Genomic DNA, 24,224 nt, shown 5'->3' on the forward strand with positions numbered 1-24,224 from the left:
TCAGCGCCCGATCAGGAAGAGAGTGACGAAGAGGACGAGGCCAATGATCATGGCGAAGGCATAGTTCGCCACACGCCCGGTCTGGATGCGGACCGCGCCGCGCGCCCCGGCAACGGCAAGGCTGGCCGCGCCATTCGGCATGCCGTCGATGATCCGGGCATCACCGGTCTTCCAGAGCTTCGCCGCCAAACGCCGGGCTGGCTGGACGAAAAGGAAGTCATAGAGCTCGTCGAAGTACCACTTCTTCAGCAGGAAACCGTAGAGCCCGCCCGGATTGGGCTCGGTCCGCTGCTCCGCCCCTTCCTCCGGAATGAGGGGCAGGCGCTGCACCAGCTGCGGGCGGGCGCTGAACATCTGCGCCACCCGCGTCGGCAGCCCTGGCATGGCCATGTACATGAAGTAGGCAAGCGCAATGCCGGCAATGCCCATGACCGTCGGCGCGAGCGGCACCCAGTCCGGCACCTCATGCATGGCATGCAGGATGTGGTTGTGCTCGCCGTTGAAGATCGCGCCATTCCAGAAGGCGTGCTCATGCTCGCCGATGAAGAAGGGAGCGAAGAAGGCACCCGTGAGCACCGCACCCACGGCCAGCAGCAGGAGCGGTATCAGCATCACCGCCGGGCTCTCATGGACATGCTCCATGGTGTGGTGATCGGCCCGCGGCGCGCCGTGGAAGGTGAGGATCAGCAGGCGCCAGGAATAGAAGGCCGTGAGGAAGGCGGCCAGCATGCCGCAGACCCAGGCATAGATGCCAACCCCGCTATGCGAGGCATAGGCAGCCTCGAGGATGGCATCCTTCGAATAGTAGCCGGCGAAGAAGGGAATGCCGGCCAGCGCCAGGTTGCCGATCCACATCACCGCATAGGTGACCGGGATCTTGGTCCAGATGCCGCCCATGCGGCGGATATCCTGCTCATCCGACATGGCGTGGATCACGCTGCCGGCGCCCAGGAACAGCAGGGCCTTGAAGAAGGCATGGGTGAAAAGATGGAAGACCGAGACCTGATAGGCGCCCACGCCGGCGGCGAAGAACATGTAGCCGAGCTGCGAGCAGGTCGAGTAGGCGATGATGCGCTTGATGTCGTTCTGCACGCAGCCGATCGTCGCAGCGAACAGCGCGGTCGAGGCGCCCACTACGGTGACGATGGCCAGCGCCGTCGGGGCATACTCCATCACCGGCGACATGCGGGCCATGAGGAAGACGCCCGCGGTCACCATCGTCGCCGCATGGATCAGCGCGGAGACGGGCGTCGGGCCCTCCATCGCATCCGGCAGCCAGGTATGCAGCCCAAGCTGCGCCGACTTGCCGCAGGCCCCGAGGAAAAGCAGCACGCCGATCAACTCGATTGATGGCAGGCCGGCAAAGCGGTCATTCGCATGCTCGGCGACTGCCGGGAAGATCGTGTCGAACTCGATGCTGCCGAAGGTATAGAAGGTCAGCGCCAGGCCGAGCATGAAGAAGACGTCGCCGACGCGGTTGACGATGAAGGCCTTCATCGCCGCGCGGTTCGCGCTCTCGCGGTCGTACCAGTAGCCGATCAGCAGATAGGAGGCGAGGCCGACGCCCTCCCAGCCGAAGAAGAGCTGGGCAAGGTTGTCCGCCGTCACCAGCATCAGCATCATGAAGGTGAAGAGGCTGAGATAGGCGAAGAAACGCGCCGGCGTCGCGTCATGCGACATGTAGCCGACCGAGTAGAGATGGATCAGCGTCGAGATGAAGGTGACCATCGCCACCATCATCACGCTCAGCGTGTCGTAGCGGAGCGCCCAGGAGATCTCGAGCCCGCCGACATCCATCCAGGTCAGCAGCGGCACCGTCGTGGGTTGGCTGTCGAAAGCGACCTGGCCGAAGGCAAGGCTGCCGCAGACGGCGGCCAGCGCCATGCAGATGACGGTCGCCCATTGCGCCAGCCTGTCGCCGAGCCAGCGGCCGAGGAAACCGCTGAGGCAGGCCCCCAGCAGGGGAAAGAAGATCGCGCCAACGAACATGGGTTCAGCCCTTCAGCGTCGAGATATCCTCGACCTCGATGCTGCCGCGGTTGCGGAAGTAGATGACGACGATGGCAAGACCGATGGCCGCCTCGGCTGCCGCCACGGTGAGGACGAACATGGCGAAGATCTGCCCGTTCAAGTCGTCCAGCCAGGAGGAGAAGGCGACGAAGTTCAGGTTCACCGCGAGCAGGATCAGCTCCACGCTCATCAGGATGACGATGACATTCTTCCGGTTGAGGAAGATGCCGAAAATCCCGAGTACGAGCAGGATGGCGCTGACGGTCAGGTAATGGGCGAGGCCGATGGTCATCTCAGTGGTGCCCCTCGTGGCCATGACCGGCCTCATGCGTGACCTTCGGCGGCTCGGCCTCTGGCTCCGGCGGCCTGCGGATGCCAAGGGCCGCGATGCCGGTGCCACTCGGCACCTTCTCCAGCACGACGGAGCCGGTACGGTGGACCTGCGCCGCGATATCCTGGCGCTTGGTCCCTTCCCGCTGCCGGTGCGTCAGCACGATGGCGCCGATCATCGCCACCAGCAGCACGAGGCCGGAGGCCTGGAAGAGATAGACATAGTCCGTATAGAGGACCCGCCCGATCGCCTCGGCATTGGTCACGCCGCCACCCGGGGTGGGCGAGAGGCGCAGCTCGCTCGCCTGGTCCGAGAAGCTCCAGCTTCCGAGGACGAAAACGAGTTCGAGGAACAGGATGCCACCGATGATGGCGCCGATCGGGGCGTAGCGCTGGAACCCTTCGCGCAAGCGGGCGAAGTCGATATCCAGCATCATGACCACGAACAGGAACAGCACCGCGACCGCGCCGACATAGACGATGACCAGGATCATCGCCAGGAACTCGGCCCCGGCGATCAGGAACAAGGCCGCCGCGTTGAAGAAGGCAAGGATGAGAAAGAGCACGCTGTGGACGGGATTGCGTGCCGTGACCACCATGACCGCGGAAGCGATCAGGATGGCCGCGAAGAGATAGAAGGCGAGCGCGGCAATCATCGGGGCTTCCGCTTCAGCGATAGGGGGCGTCGAGTTCGAGCCGCTTGGCCAGCTCCGGCTCCCAGCGGTCGCCATTCGCAAGCAGCCGGGACTTGTCGTACAGCAGCTCCTCGCGGGTCTCGACGCTGAACTCGAAGTTCGGGCCCTCGACGATGGCATCGACCGGGCAGGCTTCCTCGCACATCCCGCAATAGATGCACTTGGTCATGTCGATGTCGTATCGCGTCGTACGGCGGCTGCCATCCTCGCGCGGCTCGGCCTCGATGGTGATGGCCTGGGCAGGGCAGACGGCCTCGCAGAGCTTGCAAGCGATGCAACGCTCCTCGCCATTGGGGTAACGGCGCAACGCGTGCTCGCCCTTGAAGCGCGGGCTTATCGGGCCTTTTTCATATGGGTAGTTCACCGTGACCTTGGGCTTGAAGAAGTACTTCAAGGTCAGGGCCATGCCCGAAACCAGCTCGGTAAGCAGCAGGCTGCGGGCGGCACGATCGAGGCTTGCCATGGCGGGGTTCCTTAGGCCGGGAGCCAGCCGGCGAGCTTGAGCACCGCCGCGGTCAACACGAGCCAGACGAGGCTGAAGGGCAGGAAGACCTTCCAGCCAAGCCGCATGAGCTGGTCATAGCGGTAGCGGGGGAAGGTCGCCCGGACCCAGATGAAAACGAAGAGCAGCAGCGCGATCTTCAGCGCGAACCAGACGAAGCCTGGGATCCAGGTGAAGGGCTCCATATGCATCGGCGGATGCCAGCCACCCAGGAAGAGGATGGTCGTCAGCGCCGACATCAGGATCATGTTCGCGTATTCGCCAAGGAAGAACAGGGCGAAGGACATGCTGCTGTATTCAACGAAGAAGCCGGCCACCAGCTCGCTCTCGCCCTCCGGCAGGTCGAAGGGTGCACGGTTCGTCTCGGCGAGCGCGCTGATGAAGAAGATGATGAACATCGGGAAGAGCGGGATGAAGAACCACACCCGCTCCTGCGCCCGCACCACATCCGAGAGGTTCAGCGAGCCGACACATAGCAGCACGGTCACGATGACGAAGCCGATCGAGACCTCGTAGCTGACCATCTGCGCCGCGGAGCGGAGCGCGCCGAGGAAGGCATATTTCGAGTTGCTGGCCCAGCCGGCGATGATGACGCCGTAGACGCCAAGCGAGCTGACCGCGAAAAGGTAGAGGATGCCGACATTGATGTCGGCGATCGCCCAGCCATCCTGCACCGGGATCACCGCCCAGGCGATCATCGCCAGCATGAAGAGCAGCATCGGCGCCAGCACGAAGAGGAAACGGTTCGCCCCGGAGGGGATGATCGTCTCCTTCATCAGCATCTTCAGCGCATCGGCGAAGGGCTGCAGCAGGCCGAACGGCCCGACCACATTCGGGCCACGCCGCAACTGCATCGCTGCCAGCACCTTGCGCTCGGCCAAGGTCAGGTATGCGACCGCGATCAGCACCGGCACCAGCAGCGCCAGCGTCTGCGCAACGGTGATGGCCAGGATCCCGATGGGCGAGGCGAGGAAGCCGTCCATGCCCGCTTACTCCGCCGCCTGGGGCAGATAGGTGCGCGCGCATTCCGCCATGGTGGCGGAAGCGCGGCTCACGACATCCGCCTGCCAGTAGTTGAGGATGTTCGAGGCGAAGGCCGCATCCGAGACGCCGGCCGCATCGCCCACCGGCCCCGCCGTGTCGGTGCAGCCATGAGCGGCGAAGCCCGGACCGGCGAAGACCGGATTGACCTCGGCGAGCCGCGCCCGCACCGCATCCAGCGAGTCATAGGGCAAGCGCACCCCCAGCACCTCACTGGCCGCACGCAGGACCTTCCAATCCTCCCGCGCCTCGCCTGGCGGATAGACCGCCAGCCGCCCACGCTGCACACGGCCCTCGGTGTTCACCCAGGTGGCGTCCTTCTCGGTATAGGCCGCGCCGGGGAGGATGACATCGGCCCGTGCCGCACCCGCCTCGCCATGATGCCCCTGATAGACCACGAAGGCACCCTCCGGCACCATGGCCGGCGGCTCCGCGCCGAGCAGCCACAGCCCCTGCACATCCGCTGGGATGCCAGTCGTGAAGCCGAGATCGAGCGGCGCCACCTGCCCGCCGAACTGGTGCAGCAGGTTGAAGCCATGCCAATCGGCCTGCAGCATCCCGTTCTGTGCCGCGACCTGCCAGGCCGCCGCAAGCACGGCTGCGCCATCCGCCCGCGCCAGGGCGCCACGGCCGAGGATCAGCATCGGCCGCTTGGCCGCCCGCAACACTTCATTGAACCGGTGATCGCCACCGACCAGCGCCTTGAGGGTCGTGCCCCCCTCCCCCAGCCAATCATGGGCATAGGTCAGGTTGAGGCCACGAGGGCCGATGAAGCCCACCGGACAACCGCTGGTCGCGACCCGCTTGCGGATCCGTGCGTTGATGACCGGGGCTTCAAGGCGCGGATTGCTGCCGATGATCAGCAGCGCATCCGCCTCCTCGATCCCGGCGATGCCGGTATTGAAGGTGTAGAAGTCGCGCCGCGAGGCATCGATCGCCGCCCCATCCATCCGGCATTCGAGATGCGTGCTGCCGAGCCCCGCCATCAGGTCGCGCAGCGCGACCGCCGCCTCGGCATCCACCAGGTCGCCGACCACGGCACCCAGCTTCCGCCCGGCGAAGCCGGCCGCGATCGCGGTGAAAGCCTCGGTCCAGCTCGCCGGATGCAGCTTCCCATTCTTCCGCACCCAGGGACGGTCCAGCCGGCGGCGCTTGAGCCCGTCGAAGGCGAAGCGGCCGCGATCGGCCATCCACTCCTCGTTCACGTCGTCATTGGTGCGCGGCAGGATGCGCAGCACCTCGCCAGCCCGTGCATCGACGCGAACATTGGTGCCGGTCGCATCCAGCACATCCACGCTGTCGGTCTTGCGCAGCTCCCAGGGACGGCTGACGAAGGCATAGGGGCGCGAGGTCAGCGCACCGACGGGGCAGATATCGATCAGGTTGCCGGAGAGCTCGGTCGTCAGCGCCTTCTCGACATAGGTGCCGATTTCCATGTTCTCGCCGCGATTGGTCGCGCCGAGCTCCGGCACGCCGGCGACCTCGGTGGCGAAGCGCACGCAGCGGGTGCACTGGATGCACCGGTTCATGATCGTCTTGACCAGCGGGCCGAGATACTTGTCCTTCACCGCCCGCTTCTCTTCGCGGTAGCGGCTGGCATCCGAGCCGAAGGCCATCGCCTGGTCCTGCAGGTCGCACTCGCCGCCCTGGTCGCAGATCGGGCAATCCAGCGGGTGGTTGATCAGCAGGAATTCCATGACGCCCCGCCGGCCGTTGCGGACCATCGGGCTGTCGGTGAAGACCTTCATCCCATCCGCCACCGGATAGGCGCAGGAGGCGATGGGCTTCGGTGCCTTCTCCACTTCGACCAGGCACATCCGGCAATTGCCGGCCACGCTCAGCCGCTCATGATAGCAGAAACGCGGGATCTCCTTGCCTGCGGCCTCGCAGGCCTGCAGGACGGAGACACCGTTCGGCACCTCCACCTCGATCCCGTCGACGGTGACCTTCGCCATCGCGTGCTTACTCCGCCGCCAGCGCCAAAGGCGCGGCCTTGCCCGCCTTGTAGGCGGCAATACGCTCTTCCATCATCGGCCGGAAGTGCCGGATCAACCCCTGCACCGGCCAGACGCCGCCATCGGCGAGCGCGCAGATCGTGTGCCCCTCGATCTGGCGCGTCACCTGCTCCAGCACGTCGATCTCGGCCACCTCGGCACGGCCCTCGACCATGCGGTCCATCATGCGCTTCACCCAGCCCATGCCCTCGCGGCAGGGCGTGCACTGGCCGCAGCTCTCATGCTTGTAGAAGGTGGAGAGCCGGGCGATCGCCTTGATGAGGTCGGTGGACTTGTCCATGACGATCACACCCGCCGTGCCGAGGCCGGTCTTGTGCTCGCGCAACGCGTCGAAATCCATCAGCACGTCGTCGCAGACGGCCTTCGGGATCATCGGCGTGGAGCTGCCGCCGGGAATGACGGCGAGGAGGTTGTCCCAGCCGCCCCGCACGCCACCGGCATGCTTCTCGATGAGCTCCCGCAGGGGGATGCTCATCTCCTCCTCCACGTTGCAGGGCTTGTTCACATGGCCCTGGATGCAGAAGATCTTGGTGCCGCTGTTCTTCGGCCGGCCGAAGCCGGCGAACCAGGCGCCGCCGCGACGGAGAATCGTGGGCACCACCGCGATGGTCTCCACGTTGTTGACCGTCGACGGGCAGCCATAGAGGCCGACGGCCGCCGGGAATGGCGGCTTCAGCCGCGGCATCCCCTTCTTGCCCTCGAGGCTCTCGATGAGCGCCGTCTCCTCGCCGCAGATATAGGCACCGGCGCCGCGGTGAACGTAGAGGTCGAAGTCCCAGCCCGCGCCGCAGGCATTCGGGCCGAGCAGCCCCGCCGCATAGGCCTCGTCGATCGCCGCCTGCAGGACGAGTTGCTCGTTGTAGTACTCGCCGCGGACATAGATGTAGCCGACATGGGCGCCCATCGCGAGGCCGGCGAAGACGCAGCCCTCGATCAGCGTATGCGGGTCGTGCCGCAGGATGTCACGGTCCTTGCAGGTGCCCGGCTCCGACTCGTCGGAATTGACGACGAGGTAGTGCGGTCGGTCGCTCGGCTGCTTCGGCATGAAGGACCATTTGAGGCCAGTCGGGAAGCCGGCGCCGCCGCGGCCGCGCAGCCCCGAGTTCTTGACCTCCTCGATGATCCAGTCGCGCCCTTTCTCGAGCAGCGCCTTGGTGTTGTCCCATTGCCCGCGGCGACGTGCGGCTGGCAGGCGCCAGTCATGCATCCCGTAGAGGTTGGTGAAGATGCGGTCCTTGTCGGTCAGCGACATCTCACTCTCCTGGCACGTCCAACAGCGTCAACGGTCCGCCCTCCGGCGCGCTCGTCTGGCGGCCGATGACGGAGCCGGGCGCCGGCCGCTCGCCGCGCCGCAGCGCCTCGATCAGCTTGACCGTGCTCTCGTAATCCATGTCTTCGTAGTAGTCGTCATCGACCTGCAGGATCGGCGCGTTCACGCAGCCGCCGAGGCATTCGACCTCGGTCATGGTGAAGAGCCCATCCTCGCTGGTCTGGCCATAGCCGCCCACCTTGCCCGCCTCGCGGCAGGCGCGCGCCACCTCGTCCGAGCCACGCAGCCAGCAAGGCGTGGTGCCACAGACCTGAAGATGGAACTTCCCGATCGGCCTCATATTGAACATGAAATAGAAGGTGGCGACCTCATAGACGCGGATCGGCGCCATGCCGAGCCGCTCCGCCACGGCATCCATCCCCTTGTTCGGCACCCAGGCGCTGCCGGTCTGCCGCTTCATCTGCCGCTGCACGACATAGAGCAACGGAATAACGGCGCTGGCCTGCTTGCCCGGCGGGTAACGCTTCACGATGGTGTCGATCGCCTTCAGGCTCTCCTCGTCGAAGGAGAAGCTCTCAGGCTGCGGGAACTCCGTCCCGGTGGACATCTCGGCGACCATCAGCGGTCGATCTCCCCGAAGACGATATCGAGCGAACCGATGATCGCCACCGCATCGGCCAGCATATGCCCCTTGGAGAGCACCTCCATGGCCTGCAGATGGGCGAAGCCCGGCGCCCGGACCTTGCAACGATAGGGGCGGTTGGTGCCGTCGGCGACCAGGTACATGCCGAACTCGCCCTTCGGCGCCTCGGTCACGGTGTAGGTCGCGCCTTCGGGCACGTGGAAGCCCTCGGTGTAGAGCTTGAAGTGGTGGATCAGCGACTCCATCGACCGCTTCATCTCGCCACGCTTCGGCGGCGTGATCTTGTTGTCGAGGATCTTGACCGGCCCCGGTTTCAGCCGCGCCAGGCATTGCTCCACCATCCGCAGGCTCTGCCGCATCTCCATCATGCGGACCAGATAGCGGTCGTAGCAGTCGCCCTGGCGGCCAACGGGGATCTCGAAGTCGAGCTGATCGTAGATCTCGTAGGGCTGCGACTTGCGCAGGTCCCACGGCACGCCCGACGCACGCAGGCATGGCCCGGAGAAGCCCCATTCCATTGCCTGCTCGGCTGACATGATGCCGATATCGACGGTGCGCTGCTTGAAGATGCGGTTGTTGGTCAGCAGCCCCTCGAGGTCATCGAGGAATTTCGGGAATTGCGCGCACCAGCCAGAGATCCGCGCGGGCAGGTCGGCCGGCAGGTCACGCGAGACGCCGCCCGGCCGGAAGTAATTCACGTGGTAGTGGCTGCCGCCAGTCGCCTCGTAGAATTCCAGCAGGTGCTCGCGCTGCTCGAATCCCCAGAGCGCAGGGGTGATGGCGCCGCAATCGAGCGCGTAGGTCGTCACATTAAGCAGGTGGTTCAGGATGCGCGTCAGCTCGGCGAACATGGTGCGGATGACACGGGCGCGCTCCGGCACGTCGTTCTCGATATGCAGCAGCCGCTCCACCGCCAGCACCCAGCTGTGCTCCATGCACATCGGGCTGACGTAATCAAGGCGATCCATATAGGGCATCGCCTGGAGATAGGTCTTGTACTCGATCAGCTTCTCGGTGCCGCGATGCAGCAGGCCGATATGCGGATCTGCCCGCTCCACCATCTCGCCCTTCATCTCGAGGATGAGGCGCAGCACGCCATGCGCCGCCGGATGCTGCGGGCCGAAATTGATCGTGTGGCTGTCGACCTCGACCGTCTTCGTCTCGTTCGAGACGCCAGTCGCGGACGGCATGGTGGCCGGATCGGCTGCGGAGGTCAGCGGCCCCGCCTCCGAGGCCATGGCGGAACTGCCGCTCATGCCTTGCCTCCCTCGATACGGTTGAGATGCACCTTCTCGTCGCCGGGCAGGGTCGTCATGGATTCCCAAGGCGACATGAAGTCGAAATTCCGCCAGTCCTGCTGCAGCTGCACCGGCTCATACACCACCTGCTTCCGCTCCTCGTCGTACCGAACCTCGACATGGCCGGTGAGCGGGAAATCCTTGCGCAGCGGGTGGCCTTCGAAGCCGTAATCCGTCAGCAGCCGCCGCAGATCGGTCTGGCCCTCGAAGACGACGCCGTACATGTCCCAGGCCTCGCGTTCGTACCAGGTGGCGCAGGGCCAGATGCCGGCGATGCTCGGGATCGGCGTCGCCGCATCGGTCGCGACGACAACCCGGATGCGCCGGTTCTGCGAGAGGCTCAGCAGGTTGTAGACGACCTCGAAGCGCAACGGCCGATTGGGCCAATCCGTGCCGCAGAGATCCATCAGCTGCTCGAAGCCGAACTGGTCGCGCAGCCGCTGCATGCCCGCCAGCAGGCCCTCGCGCGGCAGCGTCAGCACCAGCTCCGCCCCGCGCTCGATGACGATGCGGCCCTCCGGCATCGCTGCCAGCACCGCTTCGCCAAGCGCGGCCAGGTTTGCATTCTCAACCACGAAGGATCGTCCCCGAACGCCGGATCTTCTTCTGCAGCTGCATGATGCCGTAGATCAGCCCTTCGGCCGTCGGCGGGCAGCCGGGTACATAGACATCGACCGGCACGATCCGGTCGCAGCCCCGCACCACGCTGTAGCTGTAGTGATAGTAGCCGCCGCCATTGGCGCAGCTGCCCATGCTGATGACCCAGCGCGGCTCGCTCATCTGGTCGTAGACCTTGCGCAGCGCGGGGGCCATCTTGTTGGTCAGCGTGCCAGCGACGATCATCACATCCGACTGCCGCGGCGAGCCGCGCGGGATGATGCCGAGCCGGTCCAGATCGTAGCGCGCCATATAGGCGTGGATCATCGGCACCGCGCAGCAGGCCAGGCCGAAGGTCATTGGCCAAAGGCTGCCGGTGCGGGCCCAGTTCACCACCTTGTCGAGGTTGGCGACGATGAAGCCCTTGTCCTCGATCTCACCGGTGATGCCCTTGACGACCGCGTCCTGCGCCGGCCCGGGGGCCAGGTGCTCGCGGTTCCAGGCAATGGTGTCCGTGTTCTCGTTCATGCGGGTCTCCGGTGGCGACGGCCGTGCCGTCACTCCCAGTCCAGGGCGCCCTTGCGCCATTCGTAGACGAAGCCAACCGTCAGGACGCCAAGGAAGGCGACCATCGAGAGGAAGCCGAACCAGCCGATCCCGCCAAGCGCAACCGCCCAGGGGAACAGAAACGCCACCTCGAGATCGAAAATGATGAAGAGGATGGCCACCAGGTAGAAGCGCACATCGAAGCGCCGACGGGTATCGTCGAAAGGCTCGAAGCCGCATTCGTAGGCGGACAGCTTCTCGGGATTCGGCTTCTGCCGCGCCACGAGAAGGCTTCCACCCACCATGGCCACCGCAATAGCGCCGGCGATGGCCAGGAAGACCAGGATAGGGAAATAATCGGCCAGCAGCGGCTGGGTCATGTTTGCTCCGCCCACAGACGCGCCGGGGCAGCCTTCTGGCGGTGGGGATCGAGCCTCGGTCCCGCCTTGCCGCAACGCAGCGCGGGCGGACATTAGCCCTGCCCCGCCCGCTCCGCCATAGGGGGAAACGCGCTTCTCTACACCGGATGTGGCGACGGAGGCCCGGAACGAAAAGGGGGTAAAATGCGGCAACGGCGCCGCCCCACAGAGGAGCGGCGCCGTCGTTGCAATCTGTCGCGTGGCGCGAGTGACGGGGCTCGAACCCGCGACCTCCGGCGTGACAGGCCGGCGCTCTAACCAACTGAGCTACACCCGCCCGCGACAGGAGCCGGGGTTTATGGCCCCTCGCCCCTGGTGTCAAGCGCCCTCAATAGACAACCACCGTCACCGGCGGCGGGGCGAGCGCAGCGGCCAACGCAACCGTGGCCCAGAGCGTCGCCGTCTGCTGCGCCTGCATGGCCAGCTGCTGCTGATAGGCCCGTTCCGCCTGCTCGGCCTGTTCGACTTGTTGCAGCCATCGCCGCGATTCGGCATCGCCACGGCTGGCGGCCAGCGAGAGCCAGCTCTTCGCCTCCTGGATGTCCTGCCCCATCTCCTCAAGACCGGTCATGTAGAGACGTCCCACCGCCTTCTGCGCCGGCAGGAAGCCGTTCTGTGCCGAGCGGCGCATCCATTGCAGGGCATCATAGGGACGACGCGCGACTCCCTCCGCGCGGAAATACATCAGGGCGAGATTGTACTGGCTCTCTGCCACGCCCTTCTCGGCCGCCTGGGTGAACCAGCGGGCCGCCTCGGCCATGTCCTGGGGAACGCCACGGCCCTGCAGATAGAGGAAGCCGAGGTTATGCGCCGCCTGGGCCACGCCGCCCTGGGCTGCGTCGGTATAGAGCTGGATGGCCCTGGCGCGGCCGCCGGGCGCTGCACCCTGTTCGACGAGGCGACCCAGGCGGAACATGGCGAAGGGCATGCCGGCATTGGCCGCGACCTCGTACTGCCGTGCGGCCTGGGCGGCGCTGCGTGGCAACCCGCCAGCGCCAAACTCGTAAGCCTGGCCGATTCGGTACGCCGCACCCGAATCACCGGAGGCTGCGGCAGCACGTAATTCGCCGATGGGCTCCCCGCGATAGAGATCCGGGTCGGACTGGCGCCGCAGGCGCTCATCCTCGGCGATGATAAGGGTCTGCGCCTCGCGTGGCTGCACCCGGCAACCTGCCTCGTCACAGACAGGGACGGCCCTACCGAAGCCGCTGCCGCCGACCATGCGGGGCTGGCAGCCGCCCAGCAGCAGCGCCAGTGCAGCGAGGCCAAGCCCCGCCCTAGCGGGAGCGCAGAGCACCGCCACCTGTCCCGAGGCCGCCACGGACATCCTGGGCCCGGTAGTTGCGAACCGCGACGACCAGCTTGTTGTAGGCATCGACAAAGGCGGCGACGGTCGCCTGACCGGCCGGCGTACGCTGGTAGCCACCGAGCACGCCACCCGCCGTCGCCCCGAACCCGCCAACCAGCGCTCCGAAATTCGTCGCCGTCGAGGAGCCTTCGGAGGCGGCAACCTGCACGCCGCTTCGCATGTCGAAGACCGAGAGCGTCACCGAGGTGGCTGAGGTCGACATCGCTGCCCCGGCCAGGCCAAGCGCCATGCCGCCCCATCCGCCAACGCCGCCGCCAAGGCCGCCCAGGTTCTGGTTGGAGAACAGGATGGCAGGTTCGATGAAGAGATCGGCTGCCACCCGCTGGCCGCGCTGCATGTTGGAGCCAGCGCGGAACTCGCCGCTGTTCCGCATGTCACCGACCATGCCCCGCATCCGGCTTTCGAGGCGGTTGTTGCCCATGGCGGTGATGACGAAGCAGTTCGACTGCTGGACGACCAGCCGTACCATCGGCTCGATCGTCGTGATCTGCGTCCGCGCCGTGAAGGGCCCCCACCAGCTCTGGTCGCGCCCATCATCGATGGCGACGGTGCCCAGAGGCTCCGCACAACGCTGCAGATTGGCATCCGCACCGACACTGGTGCCACCACCGGCCGCGCCGGTTACCGGTCCGCTTGCGGTGCCCTGCTGGATGCAGCCGCCAAGAGCCATCGCAGCACAGGCGACGAACCCGATCTTCGCAAAACTCGTCCGCAAGCTAGCCTCCGCCAGGATAATGCCGACAATTGCCAGACATTCTTCTGCCGGAATTCTACATGAAGGGTGAACGTCATCAAAGTCACGCCCGTATGGAGAATGGGCGCTGACGGGATCGAACCGCCGACCACCTGTGTGTAAGACAGGCGCTCTACCGCTGAGCTAAGCGCCCACGGGAGCCATGACATGGGAGTCATGGCAGGGACCGATGATGAAGCCGGCCCCAGTAAGCCTCAGTTCAAGGCGTCCTTCAAACCCTTCCCGGCCTTGAAGCGGACCGTAGTGCTGGCAGGAATCTTGATCTCCTCACCGGTCCGTGGATTGCGCCCCGTGCCTGCCTTGCGCTTCGAAATCGAGAATGTCCCGAAACCGACCAAGCGTACATCCGTCTGCTTGGTCAGGGATTGAGCGATGGCGTCGAAGACCGCATCCACCACATCACCCGCCTTGGCCTTGGGCAGATCACCAACCTCGGCGACGATCGAGATGAGATCCTGCTTGTTCATACGCTATCCCCCCCTGGAAACGGCTTGCTCGTGCCAGCCAGGACAATCCCAGGCTGTAACTCGCCGGGACTGTAAGAGGGCGGATTCTCGCGCGTCAATCATAGGCTTAGGTCAGGGTGGCGGATATCTGCGGTTTTCGCCGTGATCGTGGCACTGGAACCGCGCGGAAGGCGGGTAGCTCCCACCCTCCGCACAGGACCAGCCTCAGTGAGGCAGCGTTGGGACGCTGCCATCGGCCTCGGCGCTGCGAGGCGGCGGCTCGGCCGGCTCCTCCCAGGAGATCGCCTCGGGCTTGCGCACCAATGCGGTCGAGATGACCTCGTCGACATGCGAGACGGCCTTGATCGTCAGGCCCTTCTTCACATTGTCCGGGATGTCCGCGAGATCCTTCTCGTTATCCTTCGGGATGAAGACCGTGGTGATGCCGGCACGCATCGCCGCCAGCAGCTTCTCCTTCAACCCGCCGATCGGCAGAACGCGGCCCCGCAGCGTGATCTCACCCGTCATCGCCACATCGCGCCGCACCGGAATGCCGGTAAGGACGGAGACGATGCTGGTCGCCATGGCGATGCCGGCGGAGGGCCCGTCCTTCGGGGTCGCGCCCTCCGGCACATGCACATGGATGTCCCGCCGCTCGAACAGCGTCGGCTTCAACCCGAAGCTGGTCGCCCGCGACCGGACATAGGACATGGCCGCCGAGACGCTCTCCTGCATGACGTCGCCGAGCTTGCCGGTGGTCTGCACCTTGCCCTTGCCCGGCACGGTGACGGACTCGATCGTCAGGATCTCGCCACCCACCTCGGTCCAGGCGAGGCCGGTGACGACGCCCACCATGTCCTCCGCCTCGGCCTCGCCGTAGCGGAACTTCCGCACGCCGGCGAATTTCTCGAGGTTCTTCGCGGTGATGGCGACCTTCTTCGCCTTCTTGGAGACGATCTCCTTCACCGCCTTACGGGCCAGGCCACCCACCTCGCGCTCCAGGCTGCGGACGCCGGCCTCACGCGTGTAGTAGCGCACCAGGTCGCGCAACGCCTCCTCGGTGACGGACCACTCGCCCGCCTTCAGCCCATTCGCCTCGGACTGCTTCGGCAGCAGGTGCCGCCGCGCGATCTCGACCTTCTCGTCCTCGGTGTAGCCGGGGATCCGGATGATCTCCATGCGGTCCATCAGCGGCTGCGGCATGCGCAGGCTGTTGGCGGTCGTCACGAACATCACATCCGACAGGTCGTAATCGACCTCGAGATAATGGTCGGCGAAGGTCCCGTTCTGCTCCGGATCCAGCACCTCGAGCAGCGCCGAGGAAGGGTCGCCGCGCCAGTCGGCGCCGAGTTTGTCGATCTCGTCGAGCAGGAAGAGCGGGTTGGAGGTCTTGGCCTTCTTCATGCCCTGGATGACCTTGCCCGGCATGGAGCCGATATAGGTCCGCCGGTGACCACGCACCTCGGCCTCATCGCGCACGCCGCCCAGCGACATGCGGACGAAATTACGGCCGGTGGCCTTGGCGATCGACTTGCCGAGCGAGGTCTTGCCGACGCCGGGCGGGCCGACGAGGCAGAGGATCGGGCCACGGATCTTCGGCGAGCGCGACTGCACCGCCAGATACTCGATGATCCGCTCCTTCACCTTCTCAAGGCCGTAGTGGTCGGCATCGAGCACCTTCTCGGCTGCGACGATGTCGCGCCGCACCCGGGACTTCTTCTTCCAGGGGATGGAGAGCATCCAGTCGAGGTAGTTGCGCACCACCGTCGCCTCGGCGCTCATCGCCGACATGGTGCGGAGCTTCTTCAGCTCCGCCATCGCCTTCTCGCGCGCTTCCTTGCTGAAAGCGGTGGCCTTGATGCGGGCCTCGAGCTCGGCGACCTCATCCTTGCCGTCCTCGCCCTCGCCCAGCTCCTTCTGGATCGCCTTGAGCTGCTCGTTCAGGTAGTACTCGCGCTGCGTCTTCTCCATCTGCCGCTTGACGCGGTTCCGGATGCGCTTCTCCACCTGAAGGACGCCGATCTCGGACTCCATATGGCCGAAGACGCGCTCCAGCCGTGCGGAGGTGCCAGCGGTCTCCAGGAGCTCCTGCTTCTCCGGAATCTTCAGCGAGAGATGGCTGGCGACGGTGTCGGCGAGCTTCGCCGGATCGTCGATCTGGTTGATCGAGACCAGGACCTCGGGCGCGATCTTCTTGTTGAGCTTGATATACTGCTCGAACTGCCCGACCACGGTGCGCGCGAGCGCCTCGGTCTCCGGCGGATCGGCCGGCGCCTCGGCAAGCGGGGCCGCATAGGCCTCGAAGTGGGTCTGGGTTTCCTTGAAGCCGGTGATCTGCGCACGCCGGCCACCCTCGACCAGCACCTTCACCGTGCCATCCGGCAACTTCAGGAGCTGCAGCACCGTCGAGACGGTGCCGACCGTGAACAAGTCCTCGGCCTCAGGGTCGTCCTGGGCAGCATTCTTCTGCGCGACCAGGAGGATCTGCTTGTCCTCCCGCATCACGGCTTCCAGCGCGCGCACGGATTTCTCGCGCCCGACGAAAAGCGGCACGATCATATGCGGGAATACCACGATGTCCCGCAGGGGCAGGACAGGCAGCAATTCGCCGCGAAGAAGTTCTGGGGTCTTATCCGCCATTATGGACCTCACTGAAGGACAGTCGGCCCACGGGTCACCCTCAGCTTCCGCTGGTTGGCGGCGTGACCCGCGGCGCCACGGGGATGTCATGCAGATGGGCCGCCCGACACCCCCCCGCAAGCCCGGCCAGCCGTATGGCGAGGGTCCCTCCCCCGCGATACGGCCGGCGCCGGGCCTTAGGCGGAGCTCTGCTCGGCAGCCCGCTCGCCATAGATGAAGAGCGGGCTTGCCCGGCTCTCCGCCACTTCCCGATTCACCACCACCTCGTCGACATCGTCGAGGCCCGGCAGGTCGAACATGGTGCCGAGCAGGATCTGCTCCATGATGGAACGGAGCCCACGCGCACCGGTCTTCCGCTGGATCGCCCGCGTCGCCACGGAGCGGAGCGCATCCTCGGTGAAGGTGAGCTTGGTCCCCTCCATCTCGAAGAGGCGCTGGTACTGCTTGACGATGGCGTTCTTCGGCTTGGTCAGGATCTCGATCAGGGCCTTCTCGTCGAGATCCTCGAGCGTCGCGATCACCGGCAGGCGGCCGATGAATTCGGGGATCAAGCCGAATTTCAGCAGATCCTCGGGTTCCACCTCGCGCAGGACGGCGCCGGTGCGGCGATCATCCGGCGAGCGGACCTCGGCACCGAATCCGATGCCCGAGCCCTTGCCACGCGCTCCGATGATCCGCTCGAGGCCGGCAAAGGCGCCGCCGCAGATGAAGAGGATGTTCGCCGTATCGACCTGGAGGAATTCCTGCTGCGGATGCTTCCGGCCACCCTGGGGCGGGACGGAGGCAACCGTGCCCTCCATGATCTTCAGCAGCGCCTGCTGAACCCCCTCGCCCGAGACGTCCCGGGTGATGGAGGGGTTGTCCGACTTGCGGCTGATCTTGTCGACCTCATCGATATAGACGATGCCGCGCTGCGCCCGCTCCACATTGTAGTCGGCGGCCTGCAGCAGCTTGAGGATGATGTTCTCGACATCCTCGCCGACATAGCCGGCCTCGGTCAGGGTCGTCGCATCCGCCATGGTGAAGGGGACATCGAGGATCCGCGCCAGGGTCTGGGCCAGCAGCGTCTTGCCCGAACCGGTCGGGCCGAGCAGCAGGATGTTCGACTTGGCAATCTCGACATCATTGTTCTTCGCGCCATGCGCCAACCGCTTGTAGTGGTTGTGCACCGCAACGGAGAGGACCTTCTTCGCATGGTCCTGACCGATGACGTAATCGTCGAGGACCTTGCAGATCTCCTTCGGGGTCGGCACCCCGTCCCGAGACTTCACCAGATGGGTCTTGTGCTCCTCACGGATGATATCCATGCAGAGTTCGACGCATTCATCGCAGATGAAGACGGTGGGCCCGGCGATAAGCTTGCGGACCTCGTGCTGGGACTTGCCGCAGAACGAACAGTAGAGTGTATTCTTCGAGTCGCCGGACTTGCTCATGGGCACTCCGCCTGAAAGGGCCGGCTGGGGAATTCCCGCATAACGCGGGCCACCGGCTGGCCACGCCCCCCCTCCCGGGCCGAAGAGGGAGCTTTCCGTAGGACTGTAGCCCCCCTGTCATCGGGGGAAAAGCTTTGTGGCGTCACAGCAGGCGGCGGGGCACCGAAACGCGACAAGTGAACCGGAATGTATTTCCGGCCACCCGATCCCCGCCGACCGGAGCGTGACCCCGGAAGCGGCTGCCGCCTCAGCTCTTCGGCGCCTCTGCAGCGCCCGGCGCCGCCGGCCGGGTCTCGACCACCTGGTCCACCAGGCCGAAATCCCGCGCTTCCTCGGCGGACATGTAGGTGTCGCGCTCCAGCTTCCGCTCAATCGCCTCGATCGGCTGGCCGGTATGCTTCACATAGATCTCGTTCAGCCGCTGGCGCAGCTTGAGGATCTCGCGCGCCTGGATCTCGATGTCAGTCGCCTGGCCTTGGGCGCCACCCGAGGGCTGATGGACCATGACCCGGGCGTTCGGCAGGGCGAAGCGCTTGCCCTTCTCGCCAGCGGTCAGCAGCAGCGAGCCCATCGAAGCCGCCTGGCCGATACAGACCGTGGAGACGGGGCTGCGGATATACTGCATCGTGTCGTACATCGCGAGGCCAGCCGAAACGACGCCGCCCGGGCTGTTGATGTAGAAGGCGATGTCCTTGTTCGGATTCTCGCTCTCGAGGAAGAGAAGCTGGGCGCAGATCGAGGAGGAGACCTGGTCGAAGACCGGGCCGGTAAGGAAGATGATCCGCTCCTTCAGCAGCCGGGAATAGATGTCCCAGGCACGCTCGCCGCGGGCGGACTGCTCCACGACCATCGGGACCAGGGTATTGTTGTAGACCTCGACAGGATCACGGTCCCGCATGATGACGCCTTTCAGACTGGAAGCAGGCGGGCCAGCCTAGCCCGCAACCCTTAATGTGGAGCAACCGAGGCCGTGCCGGAAGGCCCCGCCGAATGGCGGGGGTCCGGCCCGGCCCCGGTCCGGTTCCGTGAAGCTTATATATCAGATTCAGGCTGCGGCGGCAGCGGAAAGCTCATCCGGTGCCACATTGCGCTCGGTGACCTTGGCCAGCTCCAGCATGAAATCGACAACCTTCTCCTCGAAGATCGGGGAGCGGAGGTTCTCGGCGGCCTGGGGGTTCTTGCGGAAGAACTCCATTACCTGCTGCTCCTGGCCGGGGTAGCGGGCGGCCTCCTGGCGCATGGCGCGGGAGAGCTCGTCGGCGCTGACCGAGATGTTGTTGGTCCGGCCGATCTCGGAGAGCAGCAGGCCGAGGCGGATGCGGCGCTCGGCAATGGCCCGGTAGTCGGCCTTCAGCGTTTCCTCATCCTTGCCCTTGTCGTCCTCGTCCAGGCGGTCGGCCTTCATATCGGCCTCGATCCGCTGCCAGATCTGGGCAAACTCCGACTCGACCATGCCGTCCGGCACCTGAAAGCTGGCCCGCTCCGCCAGGCCATCGAGCAGCGAGCGCTTCACCTTCAGGCGGGAGAGGTTGTCGTATTCCTGCTGGAGGGAGCCACGCACCGCCTCCTGCAGCTTCGCCAGGTCCTCGAAGCCCATGCTCTTGGCGAGCTCGTCATCGATCGCCGGGTTCACCGGGGCCTTCAGCGACTTGCAGGTCACGGTGAAGGCAGCCGCCTTGCCGGCCAGCTCCTTCGAGCCGTACTCCTCGGGGAAGGTCACATGGATGGTCCGGGTCTCCCCGGCCTTGATTCCCTCGAGCTGCTCGGTGAAGCCGGGAATGAAGCCGTCGCCGCCGACCTCGATCGGCATCTCGGTGGCGGTGCCGCCCGGGAAGGGCTCGCTCTCACCGTCCAGCGTGCCGGTGAAGTCGCAGACCGCGACCTCGCCCTTGGCTGCGCCGCGCTCCTCGGTGATGTCCTCGAGCTTGCGGTTACGGGCGGCGATGGTCTCGATGGTCTTGGTGACCTGCTCCTCGGAAGGCTCGGCCTTCAGCCGCTCCACCTCGATCCCGGAAAAATCCGGCATCGGGATCTCGGGCAGCAGCTCGAGCTCGACCTTGAATTCGAGATCGGCGCCATCGGCGAAATTCACCAGCTCGATCTTCGGCTGCAGTGCCGGGCGGAGGCCGCGATCGGTCACCACCTGCTGCGTTGCCTTGTTGACCGACTGCTCCAGCACCTCGCTCATAACGGCCTGGCCGTAGCGCTGCTTCACCACGCTCGCCGGGATCTTGCCGGGGCGGAAGCCGGGCAGGCGCAGCTCGCGGCCCAGCTCCTCGAGCCGGCGCGTGCGCTCGGCCGCGATATCAGCCGCCGGGACCGACACCGTATAGGCCCGCTTCAGCCCGTCATTCGCGACCTCGGTCACCTGCATCGTCGTCACTTTCTTCCCTAAGACCTCAAAGCGGCGCCGATGGTGCGGGCGGAGGGATTTGAACCCCCAAGGCTTGCGCCACCGGAACCTAAATCCGGCGTGTCTGCCAATTCCACCACGCCCGCCCAAGGCAGAGAGAACCAGGACGGCGCCGGATTGGGGCGTTTAGCGCAGGCCATGCTGCTTTCCAAGGCGCTGCGGGCAAAATCGCGCCGCATGGACGGGTGAGGCTCGATCGGGCCATACCGGCGCATGCTTCTTCGCCGCCTTTCTCCTCTCCGCTGGCTCCGCCGCCTCGGTCTTGGGCTGCTCGCCCTGCTCCTGCTGGCCACCGCCAGCCTGGCCGGTGCCATCTGGTGGAGCTTGCCCGGCGGCGGGGGCGAGCTTCGGCTGGCCGGCCTCACCGGACCGGTGGAGATCACCCTCGACGCCCACGGTATCCCACGGATCGTGGCAGCCGATGAACGGGATGCCGCCATGGCCCTTGGCTGGCTGCATGCCCGGGACCGGATGTTCCAGATGGAGCTGATGCGCCGCGGCGCGGCCGGCCGTCTGGCCGAACTGGCCGGGCCGGCCGCGCTGCGCCTCGACCGGTTCACCCGCACCCTTGGCCTCGCCCGCCGGGCGGAGGCCGACATGGCCGCCCAGGCCCCCGAGACACGCGCGGTGCTGGAAGCCTATGCCGCCGGGGTGAATGCCTGGATCGCCGCCAAGGGCCGCTTTGCCGCACCGGAATTCCTGGCCCTTGGCACGCCCGAGCCCTGGCGGCCGGAGCACAGCCTGCTCTGGGGTAAGGTCATGGGCCTCTGGCTGTCCGGCAATTGGCGGAGCGAGCTGGACCGCGCCCGCCTCGCCGCCATCCTGTCGCCCGAACGCCTGCAAGACCTGTTCCCGGCCGAGGCGAGCGCCGGCCGGCCTGACGACCCACGGGCCGCGCTCGATCCGGCCGCCCTCGCCCGTCTTGCGGCTGTGCTCCCCCGCTTTCCGGAGCCTGGTACCCTGCCGGCTTCCGCCAGCAACGCCTGGGCCGTGGCGGGCAGTCGATCCATCTCCGGGGCGCCGCTCCTGGCCTCGGACCCGCATCTCGGCTTCCAGGCGCCTATCCTCTGGTACCTGGCGCGCATCGACCTGGCGGATGGGCGGATGCTCGCCGGCGCCACCTCACCCGGCGTGCCCTTCTTGGTGATCGGGCGCAATGCCCGGCTTGCCTGGGGCTTCACCACCACCCAATCGGATACCCAGGACGTCTTCATCGAGCGCCTGGCCGGCCAGGATGCCTATGACACACCGGAAGGGCCACGCCCCTTCACCGTGATCGAGGAGCGGATTGCCGTCCGTGGCGCCGAGCCCGAACTTCTCCGGGTGCGGGAGACCCGGCATGGCCCGGTGATCTCCGACCTCGACGGATCTTCACGCCAGGACGGCACCGTGCTGGCGGTCGCCATGGCGAATCTCGCGCCGGGTGATACCGCCGCCACCGGCCTCCATGCCCTGAACCGGGCGGGCTCGGTGGCCGAAGCTCGTGCCGCGGCGGAGCGGATCACCAGCCCCTCGCAGAATCTGATGGCTGCCGATATCGACGGGCATCTTGGTCTGTTGCTTACCGGCCGGACGCCAATGCGTCTCTCCGGGCATGGCACGCAGCCTGTACCCGGGTGGAACGGGGTGCATGACTGGGCTGGGTGGGTCGATTTCGACGCCCTGCCCCATCGGGCCGATCCCTCCAGCGGCATGCTCGCCAATGCCAACAACCGCGTTGCGCCGCCGGGCCACCCGGTCTTTCTCGGTCACGACTGGATCGCTGACTGGCGCTTCCGTCGCATCGGCACCCTGCTCGAATTGCGGCCGAAGCATGATGCGCTGAATTTCACGGCGATGCAGCGGGACACCGTTTCGCCCTTTGCCCGATCGCTGACCGGCCCCGGCTCCCTCCTCAGTACCCTGCCCATGGCGGCGGGTATGCCGGGTCAGGCGCAAGGCATGCTGCTGGCCTGGGATGGCGACGTGGCAGCCGACCGGCCGGAGCCGCTCCTGTTCAATGCCTGGGTCAAGCGGCTCGGACGGCTTGCCCTGGCAGCGGGAGGCGTCCCCGATGAGCTTGCCGCGCCGCATGCGGCTTTTCTCAGCCTGGTCCTGGCACCAGGGAATCGCGGCGCGGCCTGGTGCGGCGGCGACTGCTCGGCGCTTGCCGCCCGGGCCTTGGCAGAGGCGGTAGCCGATCTGGCGGCGAGCCTTGGCGGAACCCCTTCGGGCTGGCGCTGGGGCGCCGTGCACCGCGCTGTTTTCGAGCACCCGCTGCTACGTGCCCTGCCCGGCCTGGACAGCCTTGTCCGATTGGAAGCAGCGTCTGGCGGCGACGAGTGGACAGTCGCCCGTGGCGGGTTGCGTGGGGGACAGGGGCTCGACGCGTGGCAACATGTGCATGGTGCAGGCCTGCGCCTGGTTGCCGATCTGGCCGATACGGACGCGACCTATGCCATCATCGCCACCGGCCAATCCGGTCACCCATTATCCCGTCACTGGTCGGATCTGCTGCCAGCTTGGCGCGATGGCGGCACGGTCCAGCTTGGCCGCCGCCCTACCGAGCCCGCTCCCAGCTTCCGCCTTCGGCCTTGATGCATCACAGAAGGGTTTATCGCGCGCTGGCGGTTGATTCCGGCGCCCCATGAGCCGACACTGACACAAGCGATGCTGCACCGCCCCAACAGACGTCCCCAATTCTTCTACACGACTGCGCCACTGCCTTGTCCGTATCTCGCGGGCAGGACGGAGCGTAAGATCGTGACCGAACTGACAGGGCCTGATGCTGAGGCATTGCATGATCGGCTGTCGCGCGCCGGCTTTCGGCGGAGCCACAACATCGCCTATTCGCCGGTCTGCCCTGGATGCTCGGCCTGCATCCCGATCCGCATTCGGGTCGACCAATTCGAGCCGAATCGGGCTCAGCGGAAGCTGCAGAAGATCAATGCCGATATCGCCGGCTTCGAAATGCCGCCGCGTGCCACCGCTGAGCAATTTGCTTTGTTCCAGCGCTATCAGCAGGCTCGTCATGGCGAAGGTGATATGGCGGCCATGGGCTTCTATGACTACCGAGCCATGGTCGAGGATACGCCCATCACGACCAGCATGGTTGAGTTCCGCGACTCACGGGACGGGCTCGTCGGCGCCTGCCTGACGGACTGGCTGTCGGATGGGCTCTCTGCTGTCTACTCTTTCTACGACCCTGCCGCCAATCGGCGCTCATTAGGCAGCTGGGCGATCTTGTGGCTGTTGACCCGGGCGCAAGCACTTGGCCTGCCTTTTGTCTATTTAGGGTACTGGGTGCCTGAAAGCCGCAAAATGTCCTACAAGAGCCGCTTCCGCCCGAGCGAAATTCTCGTCGGCGGTGTCTGGCGTGTACTTGAGGAGCCGACTGCTAGCGACCTGTTGGAACAGGTCCCTGCCCTGTCGGAGTAGGGCTTCATCTCCAAGCTACTCGGAGATGATACAGACAATATCGGAATGGATACGTCGTTTTGGGATGCGGGGACAGGATTTGAACCTGTGACCTTCAGGTTATGAGCCTGACGAGCTACCGGGCTGCTCCACCCCGCGTTGATGGGTGTGTGATGTGTGGTGACGGTTGTTCAGGATCTGGTTGGGTGGCCCGGCGGCGACCGACTTTCCCGCAGCTTGAGCTGCAGTATCATGGGCGCTGGGGTGTTTCACGTCCGAGTTCGGGATGGGATCGGGTGTATCATCCCCGCGATGACCACCGGGCCACCGAACCGGATCCTGAGTGATGGCATGGTTGGTTGGGTGTAGAGGTTTGTGGGTATGGGCGCGGCTTGGTGCTGCGTGCG

The 24,224-nt window shown here is 65.9% G+C and carries 21 protein-coding genes, 4 tRNA genes and 1 rRNA gene; 2 read left to right on the forward strand and 24 right to left on the reverse strand.

Translation table 11 applies throughout. The features are described 5' to 3' along the window. The 22 genes from nuoL to BLR02_RS18780 all read right to left on the reverse strand — a co-directional run bounded on the left by nuoL (position 1) and on the right by BLR02_RS18780 (position 20,507). On the reverse strand, positions 1-1,989 hold the full coding sequence (gene nuoL / locus BLR02_RS18675) for an NADH-quinone oxidoreductase subunit L (RefSeq protein ID WP_090664228.1): 1,989 nt from the start codon (positions 1,987-1,989) through the stop codon (positions 1-3). 4 nt (positions 1,990-1,993) lie between these two features. Beyond that, complete coding sequence (gene nuoK / locus BLR02_RS18680) at positions 1,994-2,326, reverse strand: NADH-quinone oxidoreductase subunit NuoK (RefSeq protein WP_456303767.1); 333 nt, start codon at positions 2,324-2,326, stop codon at positions 1,994-1,996. After that, on the reverse strand, positions 2,304-2,996 hold the full coding sequence (locus tag BLR02_RS18685; RefSeq protein ID WP_090566188.1) for an NADH-quinone oxidoreductase subunit J: 693 nt from the start codon (positions 2,994-2,996) through the stop codon (positions 2,304-2,306). The genes nuoK and BLR02_RS18685 overlap by 23 nt, the downstream gene beginning before the upstream one ends. Positions 2,997-3,009: 13 nt before the next feature. Next, entirely contained in the window at positions 3,010-3,498 is a 489-nt protein-coding gene (nuoI, locus tag BLR02_RS18690) for an NADH-quinone oxidoreductase subunit NuoI (RefSeq protein WP_090566185.1), read from the reverse strand. Positions 3,499-3,509: 11 nt separating this feature from the next. Then, positions 3,510-4,520 carry an NADH-quinone oxidoreductase subunit NuoH gene (gene nuoH / locus BLR02_RS18695; RefSeq protein ID WP_090566182.1) on the reverse strand — a complete coding sequence of 337 codons (1,011 nt, stop codon included), beginning with the start codon at positions 4,518-4,520 and terminating at the stop codon, positions 3,510-3,512. 6 nt (positions 4,521-4,526) lie between these two features. Then, positions 4,527-6,533, reverse strand: coding sequence for an NADH-quinone oxidoreductase subunit NuoG (gene nuoG, locus BLR02_RS18700; RefSeq protein WP_090664229.1), 2,007 nt, complete (start codon positions 6,531-6,533; stop codon positions 4,527-4,529). A gap of 7 nt (positions 6,534-6,540) precedes the next feature. Continuing rightward, complete coding sequence (gene nuoF / locus BLR02_RS18705) at positions 6,541-7,845, reverse strand: NADH-quinone oxidoreductase subunit NuoF (protein WP_090664230.1); 1,305 nt, start codon at positions 7,843-7,845, stop codon at positions 6,541-6,543. 1 nt (position 7,846) lies between these two features. Then, positions 7,847-8,482, reverse strand: a complete 636-nt coding sequence (gene nuoE / locus BLR02_RS18710; protein ID WP_245704850.1) for an NADH-quinone oxidoreductase subunit NuoE — start codon at positions 8,480-8,482, stop codon at positions 7,847-7,849. Further along, a complete protein-coding gene (locus BLR02_RS18715) occupies positions 8,482-9,696 on the reverse strand; it encodes an NADH-quinone oxidoreductase subunit D (protein WP_245704851.1) in 1,215 nt (404 codons plus the stop codon). The genes nuoE and BLR02_RS18715 overlap by 1 nt, the downstream gene beginning before the upstream one ends. Before the next feature lie 62 nt (positions 9,697-9,758). After that, on the reverse strand, positions 9,759-10,379 hold the full coding sequence (locus BLR02_RS18720; RefSeq protein WP_408735521.1) for an NADH-quinone oxidoreductase subunit C: 621 nt from the start codon (positions 10,377-10,379) through the stop codon (positions 9,759-9,761). Beyond that, positions 10,372-10,929, reverse strand: a complete 558-nt coding sequence (locus BLR02_RS18725; RefSeq protein ID WP_176849667.1) for a NuoB/complex I 20 kDa subunit family protein — start codon at positions 10,927-10,929, stop codon at positions 10,372-10,374. The genes BLR02_RS18720 and BLR02_RS18725 overlap by 8 nt, the downstream gene beginning before the upstream one ends. Positions 10,930-10,958: 29 nt before the next feature. Beyond that, complete coding sequence (locus BLR02_RS18730) at positions 10,959-11,327, reverse strand: NADH-quinone oxidoreductase subunit A (protein WP_043336213.1); 369 nt, start codon at positions 11,325-11,327, stop codon at positions 10,959-10,961. Between the two features lie 239 nt (positions 11,328-11,566). Then, positions 11,567-11,643: transfer RNA gene (locus tag BLR02_RS18735), tRNA-Asp, on the reverse strand. A gap of 51 nt (positions 11,644-11,694) precedes the next feature. Continuing rightward, positions 11,695-12,687, reverse strand: a complete 993-nt coding sequence (locus BLR02_RS18740) for a tetratricopeptide repeat protein (RefSeq protein WP_176849668.1) — start codon at positions 12,685-12,687, stop codon at positions 11,695-11,697. Next, the gene (locus BLR02_RS18745; RefSeq protein ID WP_090664232.1) at positions 12,644-13,450 is read right to left on the reverse strand and encodes a hypothetical protein; all 807 of its coding nucleotides are present in this window, start codon (positions 13,448-13,450) and stop codon (positions 12,644-12,646) included. The genes BLR02_RS18740 and BLR02_RS18745 overlap by 44 nt, the downstream gene beginning before the upstream one ends. Positions 13,451-13,550: 100 nt before the next feature. After that, positions 13,551-13,622: transfer RNA gene (locus tag BLR02_RS18750), tRNA-Val, on the reverse strand. A 61-nt stretch (positions 13,623-13,683) separates the two neighbouring features. Further along, positions 13,684-13,956, reverse strand: a complete 273-nt coding sequence (locus tag BLR02_RS18755) for an HU family DNA-binding protein (RefSeq protein WP_090566158.1) — start codon at positions 13,954-13,956, stop codon at positions 13,684-13,686. Between the two features lie 204 nt (positions 13,957-14,160). Next, positions 14,161-16,575 carry an endopeptidase La gene (lon, locus tag BLR02_RS18760; RefSeq protein ID WP_090566154.1) on the reverse strand — a complete coding sequence of 805 codons (2,415 nt, stop codon included), beginning with the start codon at positions 16,573-16,575 and terminating at the stop codon, positions 14,161-14,163. Between the two features lie 176 nt (positions 16,576-16,751). Continuing rightward, a complete protein-coding gene (gene clpX / locus BLR02_RS18765; RefSeq protein ID WP_090566150.1) occupies positions 16,752-18,008 on the reverse strand; it encodes an ATP-dependent Clp protease ATP-binding subunit ClpX in 1,257 nt (418 codons plus the stop codon). 247 nt (positions 18,009-18,255) lie between these two features. Beyond that, the gene (gene clpP / locus BLR02_RS18770; protein ID WP_090664233.1) at positions 18,256-18,906 is read right to left on the reverse strand and encodes an ATP-dependent Clp endopeptidase proteolytic subunit ClpP; all 651 of its coding nucleotides are present in this window, start codon (positions 18,904-18,906) and stop codon (positions 18,256-18,258) included. A gap of 147 nt (positions 18,907-19,053) precedes the next feature. Then, complete coding sequence (gene tig / locus BLR02_RS18775; protein ID WP_090664234.1) at positions 19,054-20,382, reverse strand: trigger factor; 1,329 nt, start codon at positions 20,380-20,382, stop codon at positions 19,054-19,056. A 40-nt stretch (positions 20,383-20,422) separates the two neighbouring features. Continuing rightward, positions 20,423-20,507 (reverse strand) — tRNA-Leu (locus tag BLR02_RS18780). A 127-nt stretch (positions 20,508-20,634) separates the two neighbouring features. On the opposite strand from BLR02_RS18780, the gene BLR02_RS18785 reads away from it, so the two are divergent. Further along, the gene (locus BLR02_RS18785; protein WP_090664235.1) at positions 20,635-22,998 is read left to right on the forward strand and encodes a penicillin acylase family protein; all 2,364 of its coding nucleotides are present in this window, start codon (positions 20,635-20,637) and stop codon (positions 22,996-22,998) included. Between the two features lie 72 nt (positions 22,999-23,070). Further along, positions 23,071-23,838 carry an arginyltransferase gene (locus tag BLR02_RS18790; protein ID WP_090566140.1) on the forward strand — a complete coding sequence of 256 codons (768 nt, stop codon included), beginning with the start codon at positions 23,071-23,073 and terminating at the stop codon, positions 23,836-23,838. A gap of 64 nt (positions 23,839-23,902) precedes the next feature. Here the strand turns inward: BLR02_RS18790 and BLR02_RS18795 are convergent. Both BLR02_RS18795 and rrf read right to left on the reverse strand, forming a co-directional pair. Next, a tRNA-Met gene (locus tag BLR02_RS18795) sits at positions 23,903-23,976 on the reverse strand. 50 nt (positions 23,977-24,026) lie between these two features. Beyond that, positions 24,027-24,141: ribosomal RNA gene (gene rrf / locus BLR02_RS18800) — 5S ribosomal RNA — on the reverse strand. Positions 24,142-24,224: the final 83 nt, after the last annotated feature.

Origin of the sequence: Belnapia rosea, from assembly GCF_900101615.1 — a bacterium.
Taxonomy (GTDB): domain Bacteria; phylum Pseudomonadota; class Alphaproteobacteria; order Acetobacterales; family Acetobacteraceae; genus Belnapia; species Belnapia rosea.

Coding starts and splice junctions, on each gene's coding strand:
- tig (WP_090664234.1), bottom strand. CDS start 20,382: ATGCAGGTGACCGAGGTCGCGAATGACGGGCTGAAGCGGGCCTATACG.
- nuoK (WP_456303767.1), bottom strand. CDS start 2,326: ATGGCCACGAGGGGCACCACTGAGATGACCATCGGCCTCGCCCATTAC.
- BLR02_RS18730 (WP_043336213.1), bottom strand. CDS start 11,327: ATGACCCAGCCGCTGCTGGCCGATTATTTCCCTATCCTGGTCTTCCTG.
- nuoG (WP_090664229.1), bottom strand. CDS start 6,533: ATGGCGAAGGTCACCGTCGACGGGATCGAGGTGGAGGTGCCGAACGGT.
- clpX (WP_090566150.1), bottom strand. CDS start 18,008: ATGAGCAAGTCCGGCGACTCGAAGAATACACTCTACTGTTCGTTCTGC.
- BLR02_RS18685 (WP_090566188.1), bottom strand. CDS start 2,996: ATGATTGCCGCGCTCGCCTTCTATCTCTTCGCGGCCATCCTGATCGCT.
- BLR02_RS18725 (WP_176849667.1), bottom strand. CDS start 10,929: ATGAACGAGAACACGGACACCATTGCCTGGAACCGCGAGCACCTGGCC.
- nuoF (WP_090664230.1), bottom strand. CDS start 7,845: ATGTCGCTGACCGACAAGGACCGCATCTTCACCAACCTCTACGGGATG.
- lon (WP_090566154.1), bottom strand. CDS start 16,575: ATGGCGGATAAGACCCCAGAACTTCTTCGCGGCGAATTGCTGCCTGTC.
- BLR02_RS18785 (WP_090664235.1), top strand. CDS start 20,635: ATGCTTCTTCGCCGCCTTTCTCCTCTCCGCTGGCTCCGCCGCCTCGGT.
- nuoH (WP_090566182.1), bottom strand. CDS start 4,520: ATGGACGGCTTCCTCGCCTCGCCCATCGGGATCCTGGCCATCACCGTT.
- BLR02_RS18715 (WP_245704851.1), bottom strand. CDS start 9,696: ATGCCGTCCGCGACTGGCGTCTCGAACGAGACGAAGACGGTCGAGGTC.
- clpP (WP_090664233.1), bottom strand. CDS start 18,906: ATGCGGGACCGTGATCCTGTCGAGGTCTACAACAATACCCTGGTCCCG.
- nuoE (WP_245704850.1), bottom strand. CDS start 8,482: ATGGTCGCCGAGATGTCCACCGGGACGGAGTTCCCGCAGCCTGAGAGC.
- nuoL (WP_090664228.1), bottom strand. CDS start 1,989: ATGTTCGTTGGCGCGATCTTCTTTCCCCTGCTGGGGGCCTGCCTCAGC.
- BLR02_RS18755 (WP_090566158.1), bottom strand. CDS start 13,956: ATGAACAAGCAGGATCTCATCTCGATCGTCGCCGAGGTTGGTGATCTG.
- BLR02_RS18790 (WP_090566140.1), top strand. CDS start 23,071: ATGCTGCACCGCCCCAACAGACGTCCCCAATTCTTCTACACGACTGCG.
- nuoI (WP_090566185.1), bottom strand. CDS start 3,498: ATGGCAAGCCTCGATCGTGCCGCCCGCAGCCTGCTGCTTACCGAGCTG.